This window comes from Acinetobacter sp. ANC 4558 (assembly GCF_002135375.1).
Lineage (GTDB): Bacteria > Pseudomonadota > Gammaproteobacteria > Pseudomonadales > Moraxellaceae > Acinetobacter.
The window spans coordinates 135052-151639 of sequence record NZ_NEGH01000006.1; the positions used below are offsets into that span (position 1 = coordinate 135052).

At 32.3% G+C, this 16588-nt stretch carries 16 protein-coding genes; 14 read left to right on the top strand and 2 right to left on the bottom strand.

Going from position 1 to position 16588, the window contains the following annotated elements; all coding sequences use genetic code 11:
• Positions 1-790: 790 nt before the first annotated feature.
• The 4 genes from B9T31_RS09135 (at position 791) to B9T31_RS09150 (ending at position 4597) form a co-directional block, all read left to right on the top strand.
• A complete protein-coding gene (locus B9T31_RS09135; protein ID WP_086181648.1) occupies positions 791-1795 on the top strand; it encodes a patatin-like phospholipase family protein in 1005 nt (334 codons plus the stop codon).
• Between the two features lie 293 nt (positions 1796-2088).
• Entirely contained in the window at positions 2089-2610 is a 522-nt protein-coding gene (locus B9T31_RS09140) for an acyl-CoA thioesterase (protein ID WP_086181649.1), read from the top strand.
• A 211-nt stretch (positions 2611-2821) separates the two neighbouring features.
• The gene (locus tag B9T31_RS09145; protein ID WP_086181650.1) at positions 2822-3379 is read left to right on the top strand and encodes a TetR/AcrR family transcriptional regulator; all 558 of its coding nucleotides are present in this window, start codon (positions 2822-2824) and stop codon (positions 3377-3379) included.
• A gap of 24 nt (positions 3380-3403) precedes the next feature.
• Positions 3404-4597, top strand: coding sequence for an MFS transporter (locus tag B9T31_RS09150; RefSeq protein ID WP_086181651.1), 1194 nt, complete (start codon positions 3404-3406; stop codon positions 4595-4597).
• A gap of 164 nt (positions 4598-4761) precedes the next feature.
• Here the strand turns inward: B9T31_RS09150 and B9T31_RS09155 are convergent, their stop codons facing one another.
• Positions 4762-4971, bottom strand: coding sequence for a hypothetical protein (locus B9T31_RS09155; protein WP_086181652.1), 210 nt, complete (start codon positions 4969-4971; stop codon positions 4762-4764).
• A gap of 540 nt (positions 4972-5511) precedes the next feature.
• Positions 5512-5727 (bottom strand): hypothetical protein, encoded by a 216-nt coding sequence (locus B9T31_RS09160; RefSeq protein ID WP_086181653.1) that lies wholly within the window; start codon positions 5725-5727, stop codon positions 5512-5514.
• Between the two features lie 333 nt (positions 5728-6060).
• Between B9T31_RS09160 and B9T31_RS09165 the strand changes: the two genes are divergently transcribed.
• From B9T31_RS09165 to B9T31_RS09210, 10 genes are all read left to right on the top strand, one after another.
• Positions 6061-7053 carry a CobW family GTP-binding protein gene (locus B9T31_RS09165; protein ID WP_086181654.1) on the top strand — a complete coding sequence of 331 codons (993 nt, stop codon included), beginning with the start codon at positions 6061-6063 and terminating at the stop codon, positions 7051-7053.
• Between the two features lie 82 nt (positions 7054-7135).
• Positions 7136-7666: a YaeQ family protein gene (locus B9T31_RS09170; protein ID WP_086181655.1), complete on the top strand. Its 531-nt coding sequence runs from the start codon at positions 7136-7138 to the stop codon at positions 7664-7666.
• A 28-nt stretch (positions 7667-7694) separates the two neighbouring features.
• Complete coding sequence (locus tag B9T31_RS09175; protein WP_086181656.1) at positions 7695-8033, top strand: FKBP-type peptidyl-prolyl cis-trans isomerase; 339 nt, start codon at positions 7695-7697, stop codon at positions 8031-8033.
• A 1041-nt stretch (positions 8034-9074) separates the two neighbouring features.
• Positions 9075-11618 carry a filamentous hemagglutinin N-terminal domain-containing protein gene (locus B9T31_RS09180; protein ID WP_086181657.1) on the top strand — a complete coding sequence of 848 codons (2544 nt, stop codon included), beginning with the start codon at positions 9075-9077 and terminating at the stop codon, positions 11616-11618.
• 55 nt (positions 11619-11673) lie between these two features.
• Positions 11674-13329, top strand: coding sequence for a ShlB/FhaC/HecB family hemolysin secretion/activation protein (locus tag B9T31_RS09185; protein WP_086181658.1), 1656 nt, complete (start codon positions 11674-11676; stop codon positions 13327-13329).
• Positions 13330-13352: 23 nt separating this feature from the next.
• On the top strand, positions 13353-13721 hold the full coding sequence (gene acpS / locus B9T31_RS09190) for a holo-ACP synthase (RefSeq protein WP_086181659.1): 369 nt from the start codon (positions 13353-13355) through the stop codon (positions 13719-13721).
• A gap of 23 nt (positions 13722-13744) precedes the next feature.
• Positions 13745-14500 carry an SDR family oxidoreductase gene (locus B9T31_RS09195; RefSeq protein WP_086181660.1) on the top strand — a complete coding sequence of 252 codons (756 nt, stop codon included), beginning with the start codon at positions 13745-13747 and terminating at the stop codon, positions 14498-14500.
• A gap of 3 nt (positions 14501-14503) precedes the next feature.
• A complete protein-coding gene (locus tag B9T31_RS09200; protein WP_086181661.1) occupies positions 14504-15058 on the top strand; it encodes a 3-hydroxyacyl-ACP dehydratase FabZ family protein in 555 nt (184 codons plus the stop codon).
• A 15-nt stretch (positions 15059-15073) separates the two neighbouring features.
• Complete coding sequence (locus tag B9T31_RS09205; RefSeq protein ID WP_139840905.1) at positions 15074-15358, top strand: acyl carrier protein; 285 nt, start codon at positions 15074-15076, stop codon at positions 15356-15358.
• 42 nt (positions 15359-15400) lie between these two features.
• Entirely contained in the window at positions 15401-16564 is a 1164-nt protein-coding gene (locus B9T31_RS09210) for an aminomethyltransferase family protein (protein WP_086181662.1), read from the top strand.
• Positions 16565-16588: the final 24 nt, after the last annotated feature.

The following is a 16588-nucleotide window of genomic DNA, read 5'->3' on the forward strand; positions in this document are numbered from 1 at the left end:
TGGGGAGAGAACTAACAGTTTTAAGAATTATACGTCATATTAAAGATTGTTTGATTCGGTCAAATCTATTTAATTTATCCAAAGATTTATCGGAAAGTGAAGGTATATACTGGAGTATTGTAATTGTAGATGCTACGTAAATTCTAATACAAATGTCTAAAAACAGAAGCAAAATGATAGGGGTAAGAAGAAGGCTCGCTCACTTAAAGTATAGGTCATAATTTACTAGAGGAGTCAGCAAATAGTGTGTTTATATGCGAGGAATGAATGGTATATGGCTTCGAGCTGTTTTAAATGGAATTTACAGCAGATTCTATTTGGGGTTTTTGTTCTCGCAGCTAAAAGTAAATCAATGGATTTATGATGTATATTCCAACAGTCTATTGGCTTTAAAAGTGAGGAGATTTTGTCAATTAGATCCTGAGTTAAAAACTTATAATTGAGAAGTCAATCAAAGAAAAATAGACATTGAATATGTATTTGTTCGCTTAAAAAGGGTTAAAATAATTACTGAACGTTATTGAAATCGAGGTAAAAGATTTGGTTTAAGATTCAATTTAATTGCTGTAATTTTCAATATATCAATAGGTAAAAATGAGTTGTGAGAGAATTCTAAGATAGAGATTTAAACGTCTATTTCTAAAAGATCTATAAAATAATACAAAATATCTGTAAAATTTTAACGGTGATTTAAGGCATAATTTCAGATTAGTCATCAAATTTTATATTGAAAAGGTGATTGTCAATATTTTGAATAAAGTTATTGATTGAATGAAGTGGTAAATGTCGTATGGTCAAATCAAAACATTTTATTTTATTATCGTGCTGTCTTTTATTGAATGGAACAGGCTGTCAAAGCATGGCAACCCTTCAATCACCAACAACCTCAAAATCATCAAAAGAAATTCCTGAACCACAAGAAATTATTAATCAACGAGATTTTAAAAAAATTAAAATACAAGAGCAACGTCCTATAGTCGCTCTGGTTTTAGGAAGCGGTGGTGCTCGCGGGTATGCACATATTGGTGTGATTGAAATTTTAGAAAAAAGTGGAATAAAACCAGATTTTATTGTGGGTACGAGTGCAGGTAGTATCGTTGGTTCAATTTATGCGAGTGGTAAATCTGCACAAGATTTAAAAGATATTGCATTAAATTTAAAAGCGCATGATGTGAGAGATCTTACTTTGGATTTAAAAGGTTTTTTTATTGGTAAAAAAGTAGAAAACTATATCAATGAAAATGTAAATAATATGCAATTGCAAGATTTAAAAATACCAATGTATGTGGTTGCGACAGAATTAAAAGAAGGAAGAAAAACAGTTTTTAACTATGGTAATACTGGACAGGCAGTTCGAGCTTCCATTTCAATTCCAAGCATGTTTGTTCCAACGAAAATAAGAAATGAAGAGTTTGTTGATGGAGGCTTGGTAAGCCCAGTTCCAGTTGAAACAGCACGTGATTTAGGAGCTGATATTATTATTGCAGTCGATATTTTGGCACAACCGATTTATACAGAAACATCAAATGTATGGGGGTTATTTAATCAAAATATTAATATTATGCAAAAGAATATTGCAACTACAGAATTAAAAGATGCAGATATTGTAATACGACCTGATTTAAGAGAAAAGAACCATATTTTTGATGTTAAAGGTAGAGAAAAAACGATTCAAGCAGGAGCGGATGCAGCTGTGAAAGAGCTTCCAACAATTTTAAAACTCTATGACGTGAAAAATAAGTGGCAACATTATGATATTAGTAAAGAAAGTATTGCAGATACTGCTTTGAATTAGAGATAAAAATCTATTCTATTTATATAAAATATAGAATAGATTTATTAAGTTGTATTGAATGTTTTAGCACTTTCAAGTTTAAAGTGACAGTTGTATCATTTTAAAAATTAAGAATTCTAAAATGAGAGAACAGGTGGATAATAAATTATCAATATATATTTTATTGAATGTTGATCGGGTCGATATAAAAAATAAAGATAGCTTTTTTATGATTAGAGACATCCAATAAGATAAAAAAAGGCTATAATTCCGCACCTATACCTTATTGTCTTTAAAAGAGTCTAGAGAGCATAATGTCCCCATTAGATCAAATTTTACCTATTTTAGATGATCAGTCTGAATTAAATATGTCAGTATTAATGACACCAGATATGGCAAATTTTTCAGGTAATGTTCACGGTGGTACAATTTTAAAACTATTAGATCAAGTTGCGTATGCATGTGCAAGTCGATATTCTGGCAGCTATGTGGTTACTCTTTCAGTAGACAAGGTAACATTTAAAGAACCCATCTATGTTGGGGAGTTGGTCACATTTTTAGCAAGTGTCAATCATGTGGGGCGTACCTCAATGGAAATTGGTATTCGTGTAGAAGCACAAAATATCCAAAAGCGAACCGTACGTCATACCAATAGTTGTTATTTCACCATGGTTGCGGTAGACGAAAATAGCAAACCAAAACAAATTCCTCCTTTAAATTTAGACAATGAGTGGAAGCGTTGTCGTTTTGAAGCTGCAGAGCAACGTAAAGTGGCAAGATTACAAGAAAATCATCATCCATCATGTAGCATTTATAAAAAATCAACACAAGATTGATTTCAAAAAGGTCTCTGATGAGACCTTTTTTTATAGCAAAAATAACGACAAAATTAAGTTTTTTATTCATTTATTTTTCTGAGGATTCAAGATTTCGGTTTTAATGAATGGATGAAATCTCAACGAATTAAAAATAGTTGATAAAGTAATGTAAAATTCACAATAATTAATTTATGATAAAACGATACGTCTCGTCTTGAATGACTGAAAAATGGAAGAAAAATATTCACGCCGTAAAGAAATTATTCTGAATACTGTCATTAATATTCTAGAAAACACAGATTATGCTCATTTAACCATTGAAGAGATTGCAGCTCGCGCTGGAGTTGGAAAGTCGACGATTTATCGCTGGTGGAAACATAAATCAGAGCTGGTATTTGAAGCTTTTAAGTATCATACGACTTCAACTTTTCATTTAGATATTCACCAAAGTATTAAATCTAATTTGATTCAACAATTGCAGATTTTAAGTCAAGCACTACATCATGGCGTTGGTCGTGCTTTACTAGTTGCAATGGTGGAATATCGAGAGGAGGTTAGTGAGATTTTTCATCAATATCTGCTTCCTTATCGTGAGCAAACATCGAAATTAATCGATATTGCCATCCAAAATGGAAAAATTAAAGCAGATTATCCCTATGCATTAATGTTAGATACGCTTTATGCATCGATTCATTATCAAATTATTTTTTTTAATCGGCTTCCTGATGATGCATATATCCATGCACTCGTTTACATGATTTTAGAACCTGTATGCCTGTCTGTTTAACCTCTTATTATAGTTGCTCTAATTATGTCTACGTTAGCTGAAGAACGATTATGGAATAGATCATTCATTTTATGTATTTTTAATAATCTATTTTTATTTACATACTATTTTGCTTTATTGGCTGTTTTACCCATTTATATCATGAAAGATTTGGGAGGGAGCGTAGAACAAGCTGGTTTAGCACTGACATTATTTTTGGTTTCATCTATTGCTATTCGACCATTTTCTGGACTGATTATTCAAAAAATTGGTAAGAAATTGAGTTTTCGAGGATCTGATTTTTTCTTTGTATTCTTTGCATTAAGTTATTTGTGGATCGACAGTATGTGGTCGCTGCTTTTTGTGCGTTTTTTGCATGGAATTTGGTTCAGTATTTTAACTACAGTAAATGTACCTGTAGCAAATGATTTTATCCCAGAGAATCGCAAAGGCGAAGGAATGGGCTACTATGTGATGTCGACAAATTTAGGATTAGTATTTGGTCCTTTAATGGCTTTGCTCGTCATTCAATATACAAGTTTTACAGTCTTATTCATTATTTTGTCTATTTTAGCGGGTCTTGGATTTATTTTTTGCTTGTGTATTCAGGTCGATGAATCTGAACCAAAGCTTATAGAGAAACAGATACGCAAAAAAATAAATATACAGGATATCGTTGAAACAAAAGTGATTGCAGTTGGTTTAGTCGCCATGTTAACAGCATTCTCATATTCAAGTATTTTGAGTTTTATTACAGCATATAGTGAGTTTAAACATTTACTTGCCTATGTCAGTATTTTTTTTACTGTTTTCGCCTGTTCTATGATTGTTGTTCGTCCCTTCGTTGGTCGTATGTATGATCGAAAAGGTCCAAGTTCTGTTATTTATCCTTCATTTATATTTTTTGCTGTGGGTTTAATTATTGTTAGCTTTTTAACCAATCAATGGGTCATGTGGGCGTCAGCAGTTTTTATTGGAATTGGTTATGGTTCACTTTTTCCATGTTTGCAGACTATCGCAATTCAATCTGTTTCACGAGAAAGAATGGGACATGCTGTTTCAACATTTTTTACATTATTTGATTTAGGACTTGCTGTCGGGTCTATTATTATGGGGCTTTGTATTGCTTGGTTTGGCTTTCAAAGTACTTATATTTTTTGCGCAGCCATTGTCATATTCACTTTATTTACCTATAAAAAAATGGTTGTGCCTACTTTTAAGCAAAAACATAAATATTAAGTTAATAAAGTACTTCAGATCAGATTTAATTGATAATACAGAGATATGTATATATTTAATATAATGATGTGATATCCATTTTTAAGTTGAATTACTTTTGTAATTCAACTTTTGTAACGAGAAGGACATGTCTGGGGGTGGAGGATTAATATCGATGAAGTTAATTATTGAGCAGTATTTTTGTCCTTAAGTTCTTCTTCAACAGCAACTTCAGATGTTGCACCTTTTACAGTTGCAGCCTCAGCTTCTTGCTCATTTGTTGGGATTGCAACGGTTGGTGCTGCAGGTGTAGTTGGGTGTGTTTCAGGTGCAGCTACAGTGATCGTTGCTGCAGTTGCTAAAATTGCCGTCAATAAAATATGTTTTAGTTTCATTTTGCATCCTAATATTTATAAAATAAAAGTTCATATTGATCATCACCTCAATATGGACTTGCTAATGCTAAAAGGAGCTGGGTAAGAGAGCAAGAGGACTCACAAAGAGAAACAGTATGAATAACGGACGATATACATAAAATATAGTTATGTGTTTTTTATGTAAGATAAGCGATAAAAAGATAAGAAAGTATAATAAAAAAGAAAAGGTTTTGTGCATGAATTGAACATTTATAGATACATGTTTTTTACAATTTACCAATTAAAAATGATATTTTTCCTAAATATGAAATAAGTAAATGTAATTAAATATTTCAAATAAACAATATTATTGTGATTTATATCTCATATAATTGGTATATTGTATATTTAAAAAGATAATCGATTAAAATCTTATTTTTACTTTTTTTAAAATAATCATGTCATTCATGATTGATGTTTGTAGATCGATGAATAACTTTAGAAAACTTTAGACTGAATTACTTTGAGTAATTCAGTCGCTTTATGAGGGATAAATTTGAACAATATGTATCTAAACAATTACTGAGCTGGAGTCTCAGTTGTTGCAGATGCTTCTACAGCAACTTCAGATGTTGAAGCGCTTTCAGCAGTTGCAGAATCTGCGGCAGCAGTTGTTTGTTCATTCTCAATTACAGTTGGTGCAGCGGTCGTTTGGTCTTGTACTTCTACAGCAGCAAATGTTGTCGCAGTTGTAACGACCATAGCTGATGCAAGTAAAATTTGTGTAAGTTTCATAGTAGCATCCATATTAAATTAAAAGATTATTCATATTTATCATCACTTAAATATGAATGTTGTAATGCTAGAAGTTTTAAAAGGTCAGCGCAAACAATATAACAAAGCAAAACAGTCGGGTTACATAGCCCGTACAGCACCTATTAAAAGTGTATTTTTTTTGTGAAATTTGAATAATATTTCAACATTAGTTGTATCAAAATATATGAAATTTTAATGAAATATATTTAAAAAAGCTTCTCAGATTTGAAATTATCATTTACGGATAAATTACATTGAAACTATACAAAAAATTGATAGCATAGAAAAATATTCCACATATTAAGATTTTCTGTGAAAATTTCTCCGAGTCAACGCATCCCTACACATATTATTTCTGGTTTTTTAGGTGCAGGAAAGACTACACTTTTAAAATCATTATTGAGCCAAAAACCTGAAAATGAACTTTGGGCAGTGGTGATTAATGAATTTGGACAAATTGGAGTTGATCAGCTTTTACTGATCAATGAAGAAGGTTATGCCATCAAAGAATTACTTGGTGGCTGTTTATGTTGTAGTAGCCAATTGAGTATGCAGTTAACGTTATCTCGATTACTGAGTGACGTTAAACCTCATCGTTTATTTATAGAGCCTACAGGACTTGGACATCCTGCGCAGATTATTGAGCAATTAACTGAGTTACATTGGCAACCTTATTTAGAGATCAGAAGTCCTGTAACTGTTATTGATGGTTCAAAATTGCATGATTCTGCATGGGCACAACAAAACTTATATAAAGATCAATTGAAATCTGCACAAATTGTAGCTATATCACACCAAGACTTAATGACTCAGTCTGATGAGCAAGCTCTAAATCATTTAAAACAGGAATACTATGCATATGGGCAAAAGTGGGTGACTTCAACACATGGAAATCTGAATTTAGATGAAATTGAAGCACCATATCGAGGTATAAGGCGTCAAATTCAACCCTTATTAAAGATTCAAAAAACATTAGTGGCAAATCAGGAAATGCCTGAAATTAAACAGCTCCCATATCATTATATAGAAACTACACAAGGATATAGTGTGGCTGGCTGGAAATTCTCTAAACAATGGATTTTTAGTTTTGATGATGTATTGGATTTACTTTGTGAACAGCAAGATTGGTTGAGAATTAAAGCGGTATTTAATACGACTCAAGGATGGAAATCTTTTAATTTTAATCCCGAACAATTTAATTATCAGAGTACCGAAGAAAGTATTGATAATCGGATTGAAATTATTTATCAAGAAGAAAGAGATTGGAGTCAATTTGAAGCCTTATTACTTTCATACCAACAATAAGAGCACTTATATTTAAATGAATATGTGAAGAAATGACAAATAGAAATCAGGTATGCTATGCGCCAAAATTGAGGAAAGATTTATGGCGTTAAAAGCGACAATTTATAAGGCAGATTTGAATATTGCCAATATGGATCTTCATCAATATGGTGATTATCAGTTAACGATGGCATTACATCCATCGGAGACACTAGAACGATTAATGGTTCGCCTTTTAGCTTATGCTAAATATGCAGATGAAGCTTTAGAGTTTACTAAAGATTTATTTGAGACAGATGAACCTGCTCTCTGGGAAAAAGATTTAACGGGTCAATTTGTTAAATGGATTGAAGTCGGGTGCCCTGATGAAGATAAAGTTAAAAAAGCCGCTGCTCGTTGTAAACAAGTAGCTGTGATTACGTATGGTTCATCTGTGAATGAATGGTACAAAAGGAATAGTAAATTAAAAACTTTAAAAAATGTTCAGGTATGGCAACTTTCGACTGAGACAACACTTGCAATACAAACATTGTGTGAACGTACCATGAAGCTGCAATTGAACGTCATGGATGGGGAGTGGACATTGATTGGAGATCATGCTCAAGCGAGTATTGAGTGGATACAATTACAGTAATTTTAATATAGATAAAAGAGTGAAGATTATGACTAGCGAATTAGAAATTGTTGACTTGAAAGTTGGTGAAGGTAATGAAGCAGTTAAGGGTGCTTTAATTACTACACATTATACAGGTTGGTTAGAAGATGGAACTAAGTTTGATTCTTCAGTTGACCGTGGTAGTTATTTTGAATGTGTAATTGGAACTGGTCGTGTTATTAAAGGTTGGGATCAAGGAATTATAGGAATGAAAGTTGGTGGGAAAAGAAAGCTTATTGTTCCTGCTCATTTAGCATATGGTAATCGTAAAATGGGTAATATTATTCCAGCGAATTCAAATTTGATTTTTGAAATTGAATTATTCGATGTTAGAACACGCGATTAAAGAGAATATGATTATTTTAAGTTATCATAATATAATTTGAACATTATATTATTGAAATAAAATATTTTTATTATTAATTTTATACCTTGAATTAGATAAAGTATTATTTAGATTTGGCAACTCTTTTGAGTTGCCAGTATTATACAATAAAAAATGAGTATATAGATTCAAATTATCTTTTTGAATATTTATAAAATATTTTTAAATATAAGGAGGGGTTGTCTATAAATTAGGTAAGATGTTGTATATTCATATCTAAATTAATAATATTTTTATTCAATTAATTATGTAGTATGCTACATCTAGTATTAAAAGATCTTAGGATGAAATTACATTATATTTTAATCAAGTTCTATTTTATTTATGAGTTATCTAATCAGTTTTATTTGAGCTAAGTTATCATTTATTTATTTTTATTACATATTAAAATTATTAATAAAATAGATAAATTAAAATCAAATAATTGTCTTAAAATATATAAAAAACACTTTTAATAAACGTTATCAATAATTTGTATCGTTATTTTTTAGATAGCTTATAGATTTATATAAAAATAAATAATTATTCTGAACTCCCTTTTTTATAATTTCGATTATTTTAATTAGTATTATATAATTAATATTTAAGAATAAATTAACAATAAAAAAAATAAAAAAAAAGCGTGAAAATTAGATTAAAAAATAATATACTGTGACCAAGTTGGCATATTTTGCTATTGAGCTAAATCAATTCACTCAAATAATTAGTTTTTTTAATGTATTAGGTACTAACTGTGCTTTGTATTTGGTGTAAAAAGTCATTATCTACTGAATGTTATTAAACTTAAATCATTTGAATACAAGAATTAATGAAGTTAATGCAACAAATATTTCTATGTCGCCGTAGCAGTGTTTGTTTTTGTTTTAAATAGTAATGTGAAAGAGCTTCGGTTTTGCTCCAAACATTGCATTTAAAAATAGTGTTGATGTAGAGAGATAATATCAAACTATTGATCACTATCTTGGCCGTGAATGGCATTTCTAACTATAAAAGTAGGTAATAATGAAAGATAAACAAAACTTTATGAAATTAAATCCATTAGCAGTATCGATTTTATTAGCATTACCAGCAGTAGCAAGTGCTGCAGATATTGGGATGGTGAATGGTCGTATTACTTCAGCAAATGGTGTTCCAATAATTGATATTAATCAAGCCAATGGCAACGGTATCTCCCATAATGTTTATGACAAATTAAATGTTGGTAAAGAAGGTTTAATTTTTAATAATAGTCAAAATGGTGCAAATACAGTCTTAGGTGGGCAGATTGCTGGAAACAGTAATTTAGCATCTGGAACTGCAAGCATTATTCTTAATGAGGTAACTTCTAGAAATAGTAGTACATTAAATGGAATGATGGAAGTTGCAGGAGATAAAGCGCACCTTATTATTGCAAACCCAAATGGAATAACTTGTAATGGATGTGGTTTTATTAATAGTGAAAAAGTCACTATGACCACAGGTACACCTAATTTAGAGAATGATACCTTAAATGGGTTTTCGGTAAATGGTGGAACAATTACAGTAAACGGTTTAACAAATGATTCACCAACTGCCATTTTATCACGTGCAATTGTGGTAAGCGGTGATCTACGTGTTGCAGATAATGAGTTAACTCTAATTGCTGGAACGAATCTTATTGATGCTGAAAATCAAGTGAAAGGTAGCGTAGGGGCTCAAGGAGCAAGACGTACTTATGGTATTGATGTTGCAAGACTTGGTGGAATGTATGCAAATAAAATTAATTTAATTAGTACTGAAAGCGGAGTGGGTGTACGTAACGCAGGGACACTCGTTGGCGGACAAGGTGGTATTCAAATTGATACAAATGGCCGTCTTATCAATAGTAATGCACGAATAATGGCGAGTGGTGCTATTGATTTAAAAACAAATGGTACATTAGATAATACAACCGGTAAAATAGTAAGTAATAATGCTGTTTCTATCGATACACGTAATGGTGCGATTACTAATACACGTGCAGGCAATATTATGTCTGATACCAATGTTTTAATAAGTAGTGGTCGACTTGATAATACCAATGGTAAAATTGCAGCTGCCCAAATGGTCGCAATTAATACCAATAATGCTGAATTGATGAATACTGGAAAAGGTAAGAATGTCGGAATTGAAGCTGGTATTGTTGCTTTAGAAACAGGTAAATTAAATAATCGAAATGGGCAAATCCAAGGTTTTTATGTAGGTACGCAATCGAGCAGTGTTGATAACCGTAATGGTTCAATTGAGTCAAATGGTGACATTGATATATCAAGTGCAGGCACAGTTGATAATACTTCTGGTTTAATTCGTAGTGGTCTTGGTCATGTTCGAATTGCCGCTGCAGGTAGTCGATTAATAAATAATAATACGCGTTCTGCTGACACAGCTAGTAAAGATGCATTAGGAATTATTGCTGGGGCTGGAGGTGTTCAGTTAGTTGCAGCTAACTTAGAAAATACAGTTGGTCAAATTGCTTCAGCTGGAAATATTGATATTTCAGCATCAAATCATGTAAATAATTATAAAAGTAGAATTATATCTGAAGGAATTACCTCTATACTGGCTGCGACATTAACCAATAGTCAATCAGGTATTAATGGTAAAACAGGTGTCAATGTTAATCTGACTGGTAATTTAACCAATAGCCTTGCTATTATTTCTGCTGATGAAGGTAATGTTAATATTCAAGCGAATAATATTTCGAATACAGCAGGAGTAATTCTTGGTGAAGATATTAATTTAAATGCTGTTAACAATATTAATAATGATACTGGATTTATTGCCGCAACAAATAATTTAGCTGTGAATGCTGGTAATACAGTTACGAATGCTAATGGTTCCAATTTTGGTCATCACTACGGTATTTTTCTGGGTATGACGAATCAGCAAGGCGGTATGGTTGCGCGTAATGGTATAGAAATTAATTCAAAATCATTAAATAATTATAATAGTCGTATTGTGGCAGAAAATGGTGCATTAAACTTAAATATAATAGGAGCATTATTGAATGATCGTAGTTTATTAACTGCAGGTAATGGTGCATCTAGTATAAAAGCAGCTTCCATTTCGAGTGACTATTCAACAGTTTATTCAAAAGGAGATCTCATAATTGATACTGGAACTTTATCATTAAATAGCTCTGGCAACATTATTGATAATAATGCAACTGGTATTATTGCAACTGATGGAGCATTAACATTAAACGTTGCGAACAACTTTACGAATAATGGTTGGATTTCGAGTAAGGAAAACCTCAATGTGAATGTTCAAGGCACATTAACTAATCGTAATGCTATTCATTCAGAAAAAGAATTAAGTGTTACTGCAAATCGTGTGAATAATTCTAGAAATATGGTTGGCGATACAAAAATCACTGTGAATGCTACTGATCGAATTACGAATACAGGTAATTTATTTAGTGAAGGGACTGCTGATATTAATGCATCTCGTATTCAAAACAATGGACGAAATTCAGTATTAGGTGGTCGTCAAGGTTTAGAACTACATGGCAATACTGTTACTGGTAGCGGTATCGTGGTTGGATTGTAATTAATAAAGTTTAAAAGGGAGCAGCAATGCTGCTGCCTTTTTCAGGCAAAAACTTATGAAAAATACAATACAGCCTTTACTTATTCTTTGTTCTTTAGGGATTGCAGAACAGGTTATCGCAGATGTTGATTTAAATAGATTAACGAAGGCACAGCAAGAACTTGATAAAAGTTTACGTCTTGAAACTCAAGTGAGTAAGAAAGATGTTTATTCAAAAGTTGAAGCTTTTACCATTAATAATATTGAATTTCCGATTGAAGAGAGTTGTATAGAAGTTGATGAATTAGTTTTAGACAATGATTTTTTAAATGATACAAATATTAAGAAAATAAAAGCAGATGTTACTGGACGTTGTTTAGGTCCGAATGGTATTTGGAAACTTGCGAGTACGTTACAAGATTACTTTATTAAATCTGGTTATATCACGACACGAGTAGAAGTTCCTGATCAGGATTTATCATCTAAAAAACTCGTATTAGTTGTTGTTCCTGGCAGAATTGAAGACATTATTATTAAAAATAATGATGTTAAAAATTGGATTCTACCTTTTAAGTCTGATCAGATTTTAAATGTTCGTGACCTTGAGCAAGGCGTTGAAACTTTACAAAAGGTACCAAGTTTAAACGTCAAGATCGATATTGAGCCAGGCAATAAAAATGGTTTTAGCCATGTTGTGATTGATACAGGGCGTAAAAAAAACTGGAATATACGGGCATGGGCAAATAACTGGGGAGATGAAGGAACTGGCCAAAATTTAATAGGAGGGGCAGCATATCTTTATAACTTGACGAAAATGAATGACATTTTCTCTCTCTCTGGCACGACAAATGCCGAACATGAAACAGGTCGTTATAAAAGCGTGAGTGCGTATTACTCAGTACCATTTGGGTATTGGGATTTTGATTTGTTTTATAGTAAAAGTCAGTCGAGACAGAGCCTAAATATTGGTCCATTTGCTTTTAATTACTTTGGGGATACTGAATATTCCAGTCTGAAAGCATCTCGAACAGTTTATCGAGATACAGACAAAAAAATAACCTTAAGTAGCGAGTTATTCCATCGCAAGGTAAGCAATAGATTAGAAGATATAGAATTGGTATTACAAAAACGTGATATGACAAATTTACGTTTTGGTCTCAATTTAAAGAAAAACATAACAGGTGCATTGTTAGATACAACCTTGACTTATCAGAGATTTATACCTTGGTTTGGTGCTAAGGAAACACCAGATATGAAGACTGGTGATGTCAGCAAGTTAAGTAATGTATTTAATTTTGATGTGGATTATACGAAGTTATTAAATAACTTACCTGTGAGTGCGTATTACAACTTAAAGTTAGGTGCGCAATTTTCTCCCCATTCTTTAACGGTACAAGATCGATTTACGATTGGAGATCGTTGGAGTGTTCGTGGCTTTGAAAGTACAGCGGCTGGTTTAGATGGTGATAAGGGAGCATATGCTCAAAATACTATTAGCGTCATGACTGGATTCAAAAATCTAGAGTGGTTCTTTGGGGCGGATTATGGAGTTGTTTTTAAAGATAAAAGTATCAATCTTCGTCATAAGCATTTATTGGGGATGACAACTGGATTTAAAGGTTACTTTAAATCATTCGGTTATGGTATTTCGGTTTCAAAACCGCTGAATTACCCACAAGCGTTAAGTCCAGATAAATATAACGTTAATTTTAATATTTTTTATCAACTATAACGATATCTATTGGAGTAAAAAATATGTTTATTGGTACAGATATTGTTGAAGTTGAACGTATTCAACGTGCAATTATACGTTCTGGGAAACCATTTCTTGAAAGAATATATACGGATACAGAAATTTTAAAAATTGGTCTCAATGACATCAACTATGAACGCGCATCAGGTTTTTGGGCTGCAAAAGAATCTATCGTTAAAGCGATTGGATTGGGATTCCGTAATGGGATTTTGTTTCATGATGTTGAAGTAATACATGATGAATATGGGGCTCCCTCTTTTTTACTGCATGGTCGATTAAAAGAAATTTTAGAGGAAAAAGGTGTTTCGAAAATTTCCTTGAGTATTTCGCATTGTCGAACACATGCCATTGCAATCACAGCGATTGTTTAATAGAAATAATATGAAGTGTAGTTATGTATAAATACAATGATCTTATTGATCGAAATGTTTTGGTTACAGGTGCCAGTGGTGATATTGGCTTGAGTATTTGTGCTGAATTTTTAAAGCAAAATGCTCATGTTTACGCACTTTATAATTCAAATTCTGCAGATTTAATACAACTGAAAGATACGCATCCGCAAGGAGATAAATTACACATTATACAGTGTGATTTAGCAAATAAAGATGCCGTAACTCAGTTATGTGAAGATTTAAATCAACAGATTAAACAGCTTGATATTTTAGTCAATAATGCAGGTGTTGTTCGAGATAGTCTTTTTGCTTCAATGAGTTTTGAAGATTTTAATACAGTAATAAATACAAATTTATTTGGAACTTTTACTTTAATTAAAGAAGTACTTTTGCTATTAAGGGCCTCAGAAAGCGCCACTATTATTAATGTTGCATCCATTGCAGCACTAGTTGCAAGCGTAGGTCAAGCGAATTATAGCGCTTCTAAAGGCGCATTACTTGCTTTTACTCGTACTTTGGCAGCTGAATTAGCGCCGCGTGGTGTTCGTGTGAATGCTGTTGCACCAGGAATGATTGAATCAAAAATGGTTAAAAAAGTATCTCGTACAGTAGTTCGAGATACCATCTCAGCAATTCCTTTAAGGCGATTAGGTAAGTGTGAAGAAGTCGCAAATACGATTGCCTACCTAAGCTCTACTGCATCGAGTTATATCGTTGGTCAAACCATCGTGATCGATGGTGGTATGGTGATGAGGTAAGTTATGTCTAAGTATGCAATTCCTTCAAATATCTTTTTAGAAATGGGAGGATGGCGTCAACCTCTCGTTATGGTCGATAGGATAGAAGATTATAAGTATGGTGAAAATGGTTACATCAAAATTATTAAACATGTGACTTATAACGAACCTTATATGATTGGACATTTTCCTGAAGACCCCATTATGCCAGGTGTATTGATTTCTGAAATATTTGGTCAAGCAAGTGAGTATTTATCTTTTTTAACCGATATTTGTGATATTTATCAGGAAAAATATCAACATGAAATGAGATCATTACGTGATATTTACGAAATAATTAATACAGAAAATATGCGCAACATTATCCGCACTCGCCGTTCACAAGTACGAGGGGTACTGGCTGCACAAAATTTAAAATTTAAGGAAATTGCTCGGCCTGGAGATACGATTGAGGTCCTGAGTAAGCTTTCTTTTTCAGATAATAATGGTTTCAAACATTACGCAGTATCTGCATATGTAGGTAAAAAATTAATTAGTCAAGGCGTAATAATTAACTTTCGCGAAGCAAAACAAGTTTAGTACGGAGAGAAAATAATGAGTACGATGCAAGAACATATTAATGAACGTAAAAATGTTTTATTTACAATTAAAACTGAGATTATTCAACGTTTACATATTCAAAAAAATGAAGCTCAAATTGATGATGATACTGCATTATTTGGTAATGGTCTTAAATTAGATTCAGTTGATGCAACTGAAATTATGGTGCTTTTAGACAAAGTTTTTGGCATTAAAGTAGATGAAGGTGATGATCCTTCATATATGAGAAGCATTAATAATCTAGCTTCATTTGTAATTAAAAAACAAAAAAAATCTTAACTTTAATTTCAATCTAAAATTCAAAACGATAAGGCTATTTAAATGGGCATTCTTAATAATATTCACATGAAAAATAATGCGAAAATGGGTGTTTTTAATGGGAAAGAACTTCCTGCTTTATATCATGATGCAGAAGCAGTTTATAAAGCTGTTCGAGAAAATGCGATATTGGTTGATCATTCACACATGTCAATACTGAGTGTGATGGGGGAGGATGCATGGTCTTTGATCAATTATTTATCATCTGCGGATATTTCGATTATTCGTGATGAACAAGGGATGTATACCCTTATATTAAATGAAGATGGAACGATTTTTGGCGATGCATACATTTTATGTTCAGAAGATGGTTACTATATTCTATCTGAAAGTCTTTCTACGACGGATTTAATCGAGCGTTTAAATCTGATTCTTGCAGAGCAAAGTGAAAATCTAGACATTCAAGAAATACCTGAAATCAATTCGATGGATACTGAAAATTGGGGAGCAATTTTATTAGAAGGACCGTATTCTTGGGAGTTGTTATCTGAGATTTATGGATTTGACATTATTGGACTACCGTATCATGAGTACATGAATACAGATGATGGATTGCTTACATTTCGTTGTGGTAAACATGGTGAGTTTGCTTATTTAATGGTTGGTGAAAAGCAAGAATTAGCTGAATTATGGGAAAAATTGCTTCAAAAGGGTGAAAGATACCAACTAAAAGTTGCTGGTTTAGATTATCAAAATATCTTACGAATTGAGAATCCATGTTGGGATGCTTCGATTTATCACGATTACACCCGAAATCCAGTCGTTGTACAAATGCAGTGGGCAATTGGCTATGACAAAGAAGATTTCATGGGAAAATCTGCTGTTGATGAAATTTCAAATGCTGGTGTGGATAGAAAACTATTAGGCATAAAACCATTGGCTGAATGTCATGGAATTACAGCAAATGACAAAGTTCTCATTAATGGTGAAGAAGTTGGGATCATTGTGAAGGGCGCTTATTCTCCAGCTAACCAATCTTTTATTGCACTGGCATTAATCGATAAAGATTATGCATGGTCGGATATTGAAGGTTTTGATATTCAAACAAGTCATGGTGATGTTGCAGCAAAAACGCATAATTTACCATTTCTTTATAATTTTAGTATGTTGGTTAACCCGACTGAACATAGTTATGTTGATGTGGCTAAGCCAAAGAGTGCACTATAATTTTTTATAATAAAGTTAATGTAA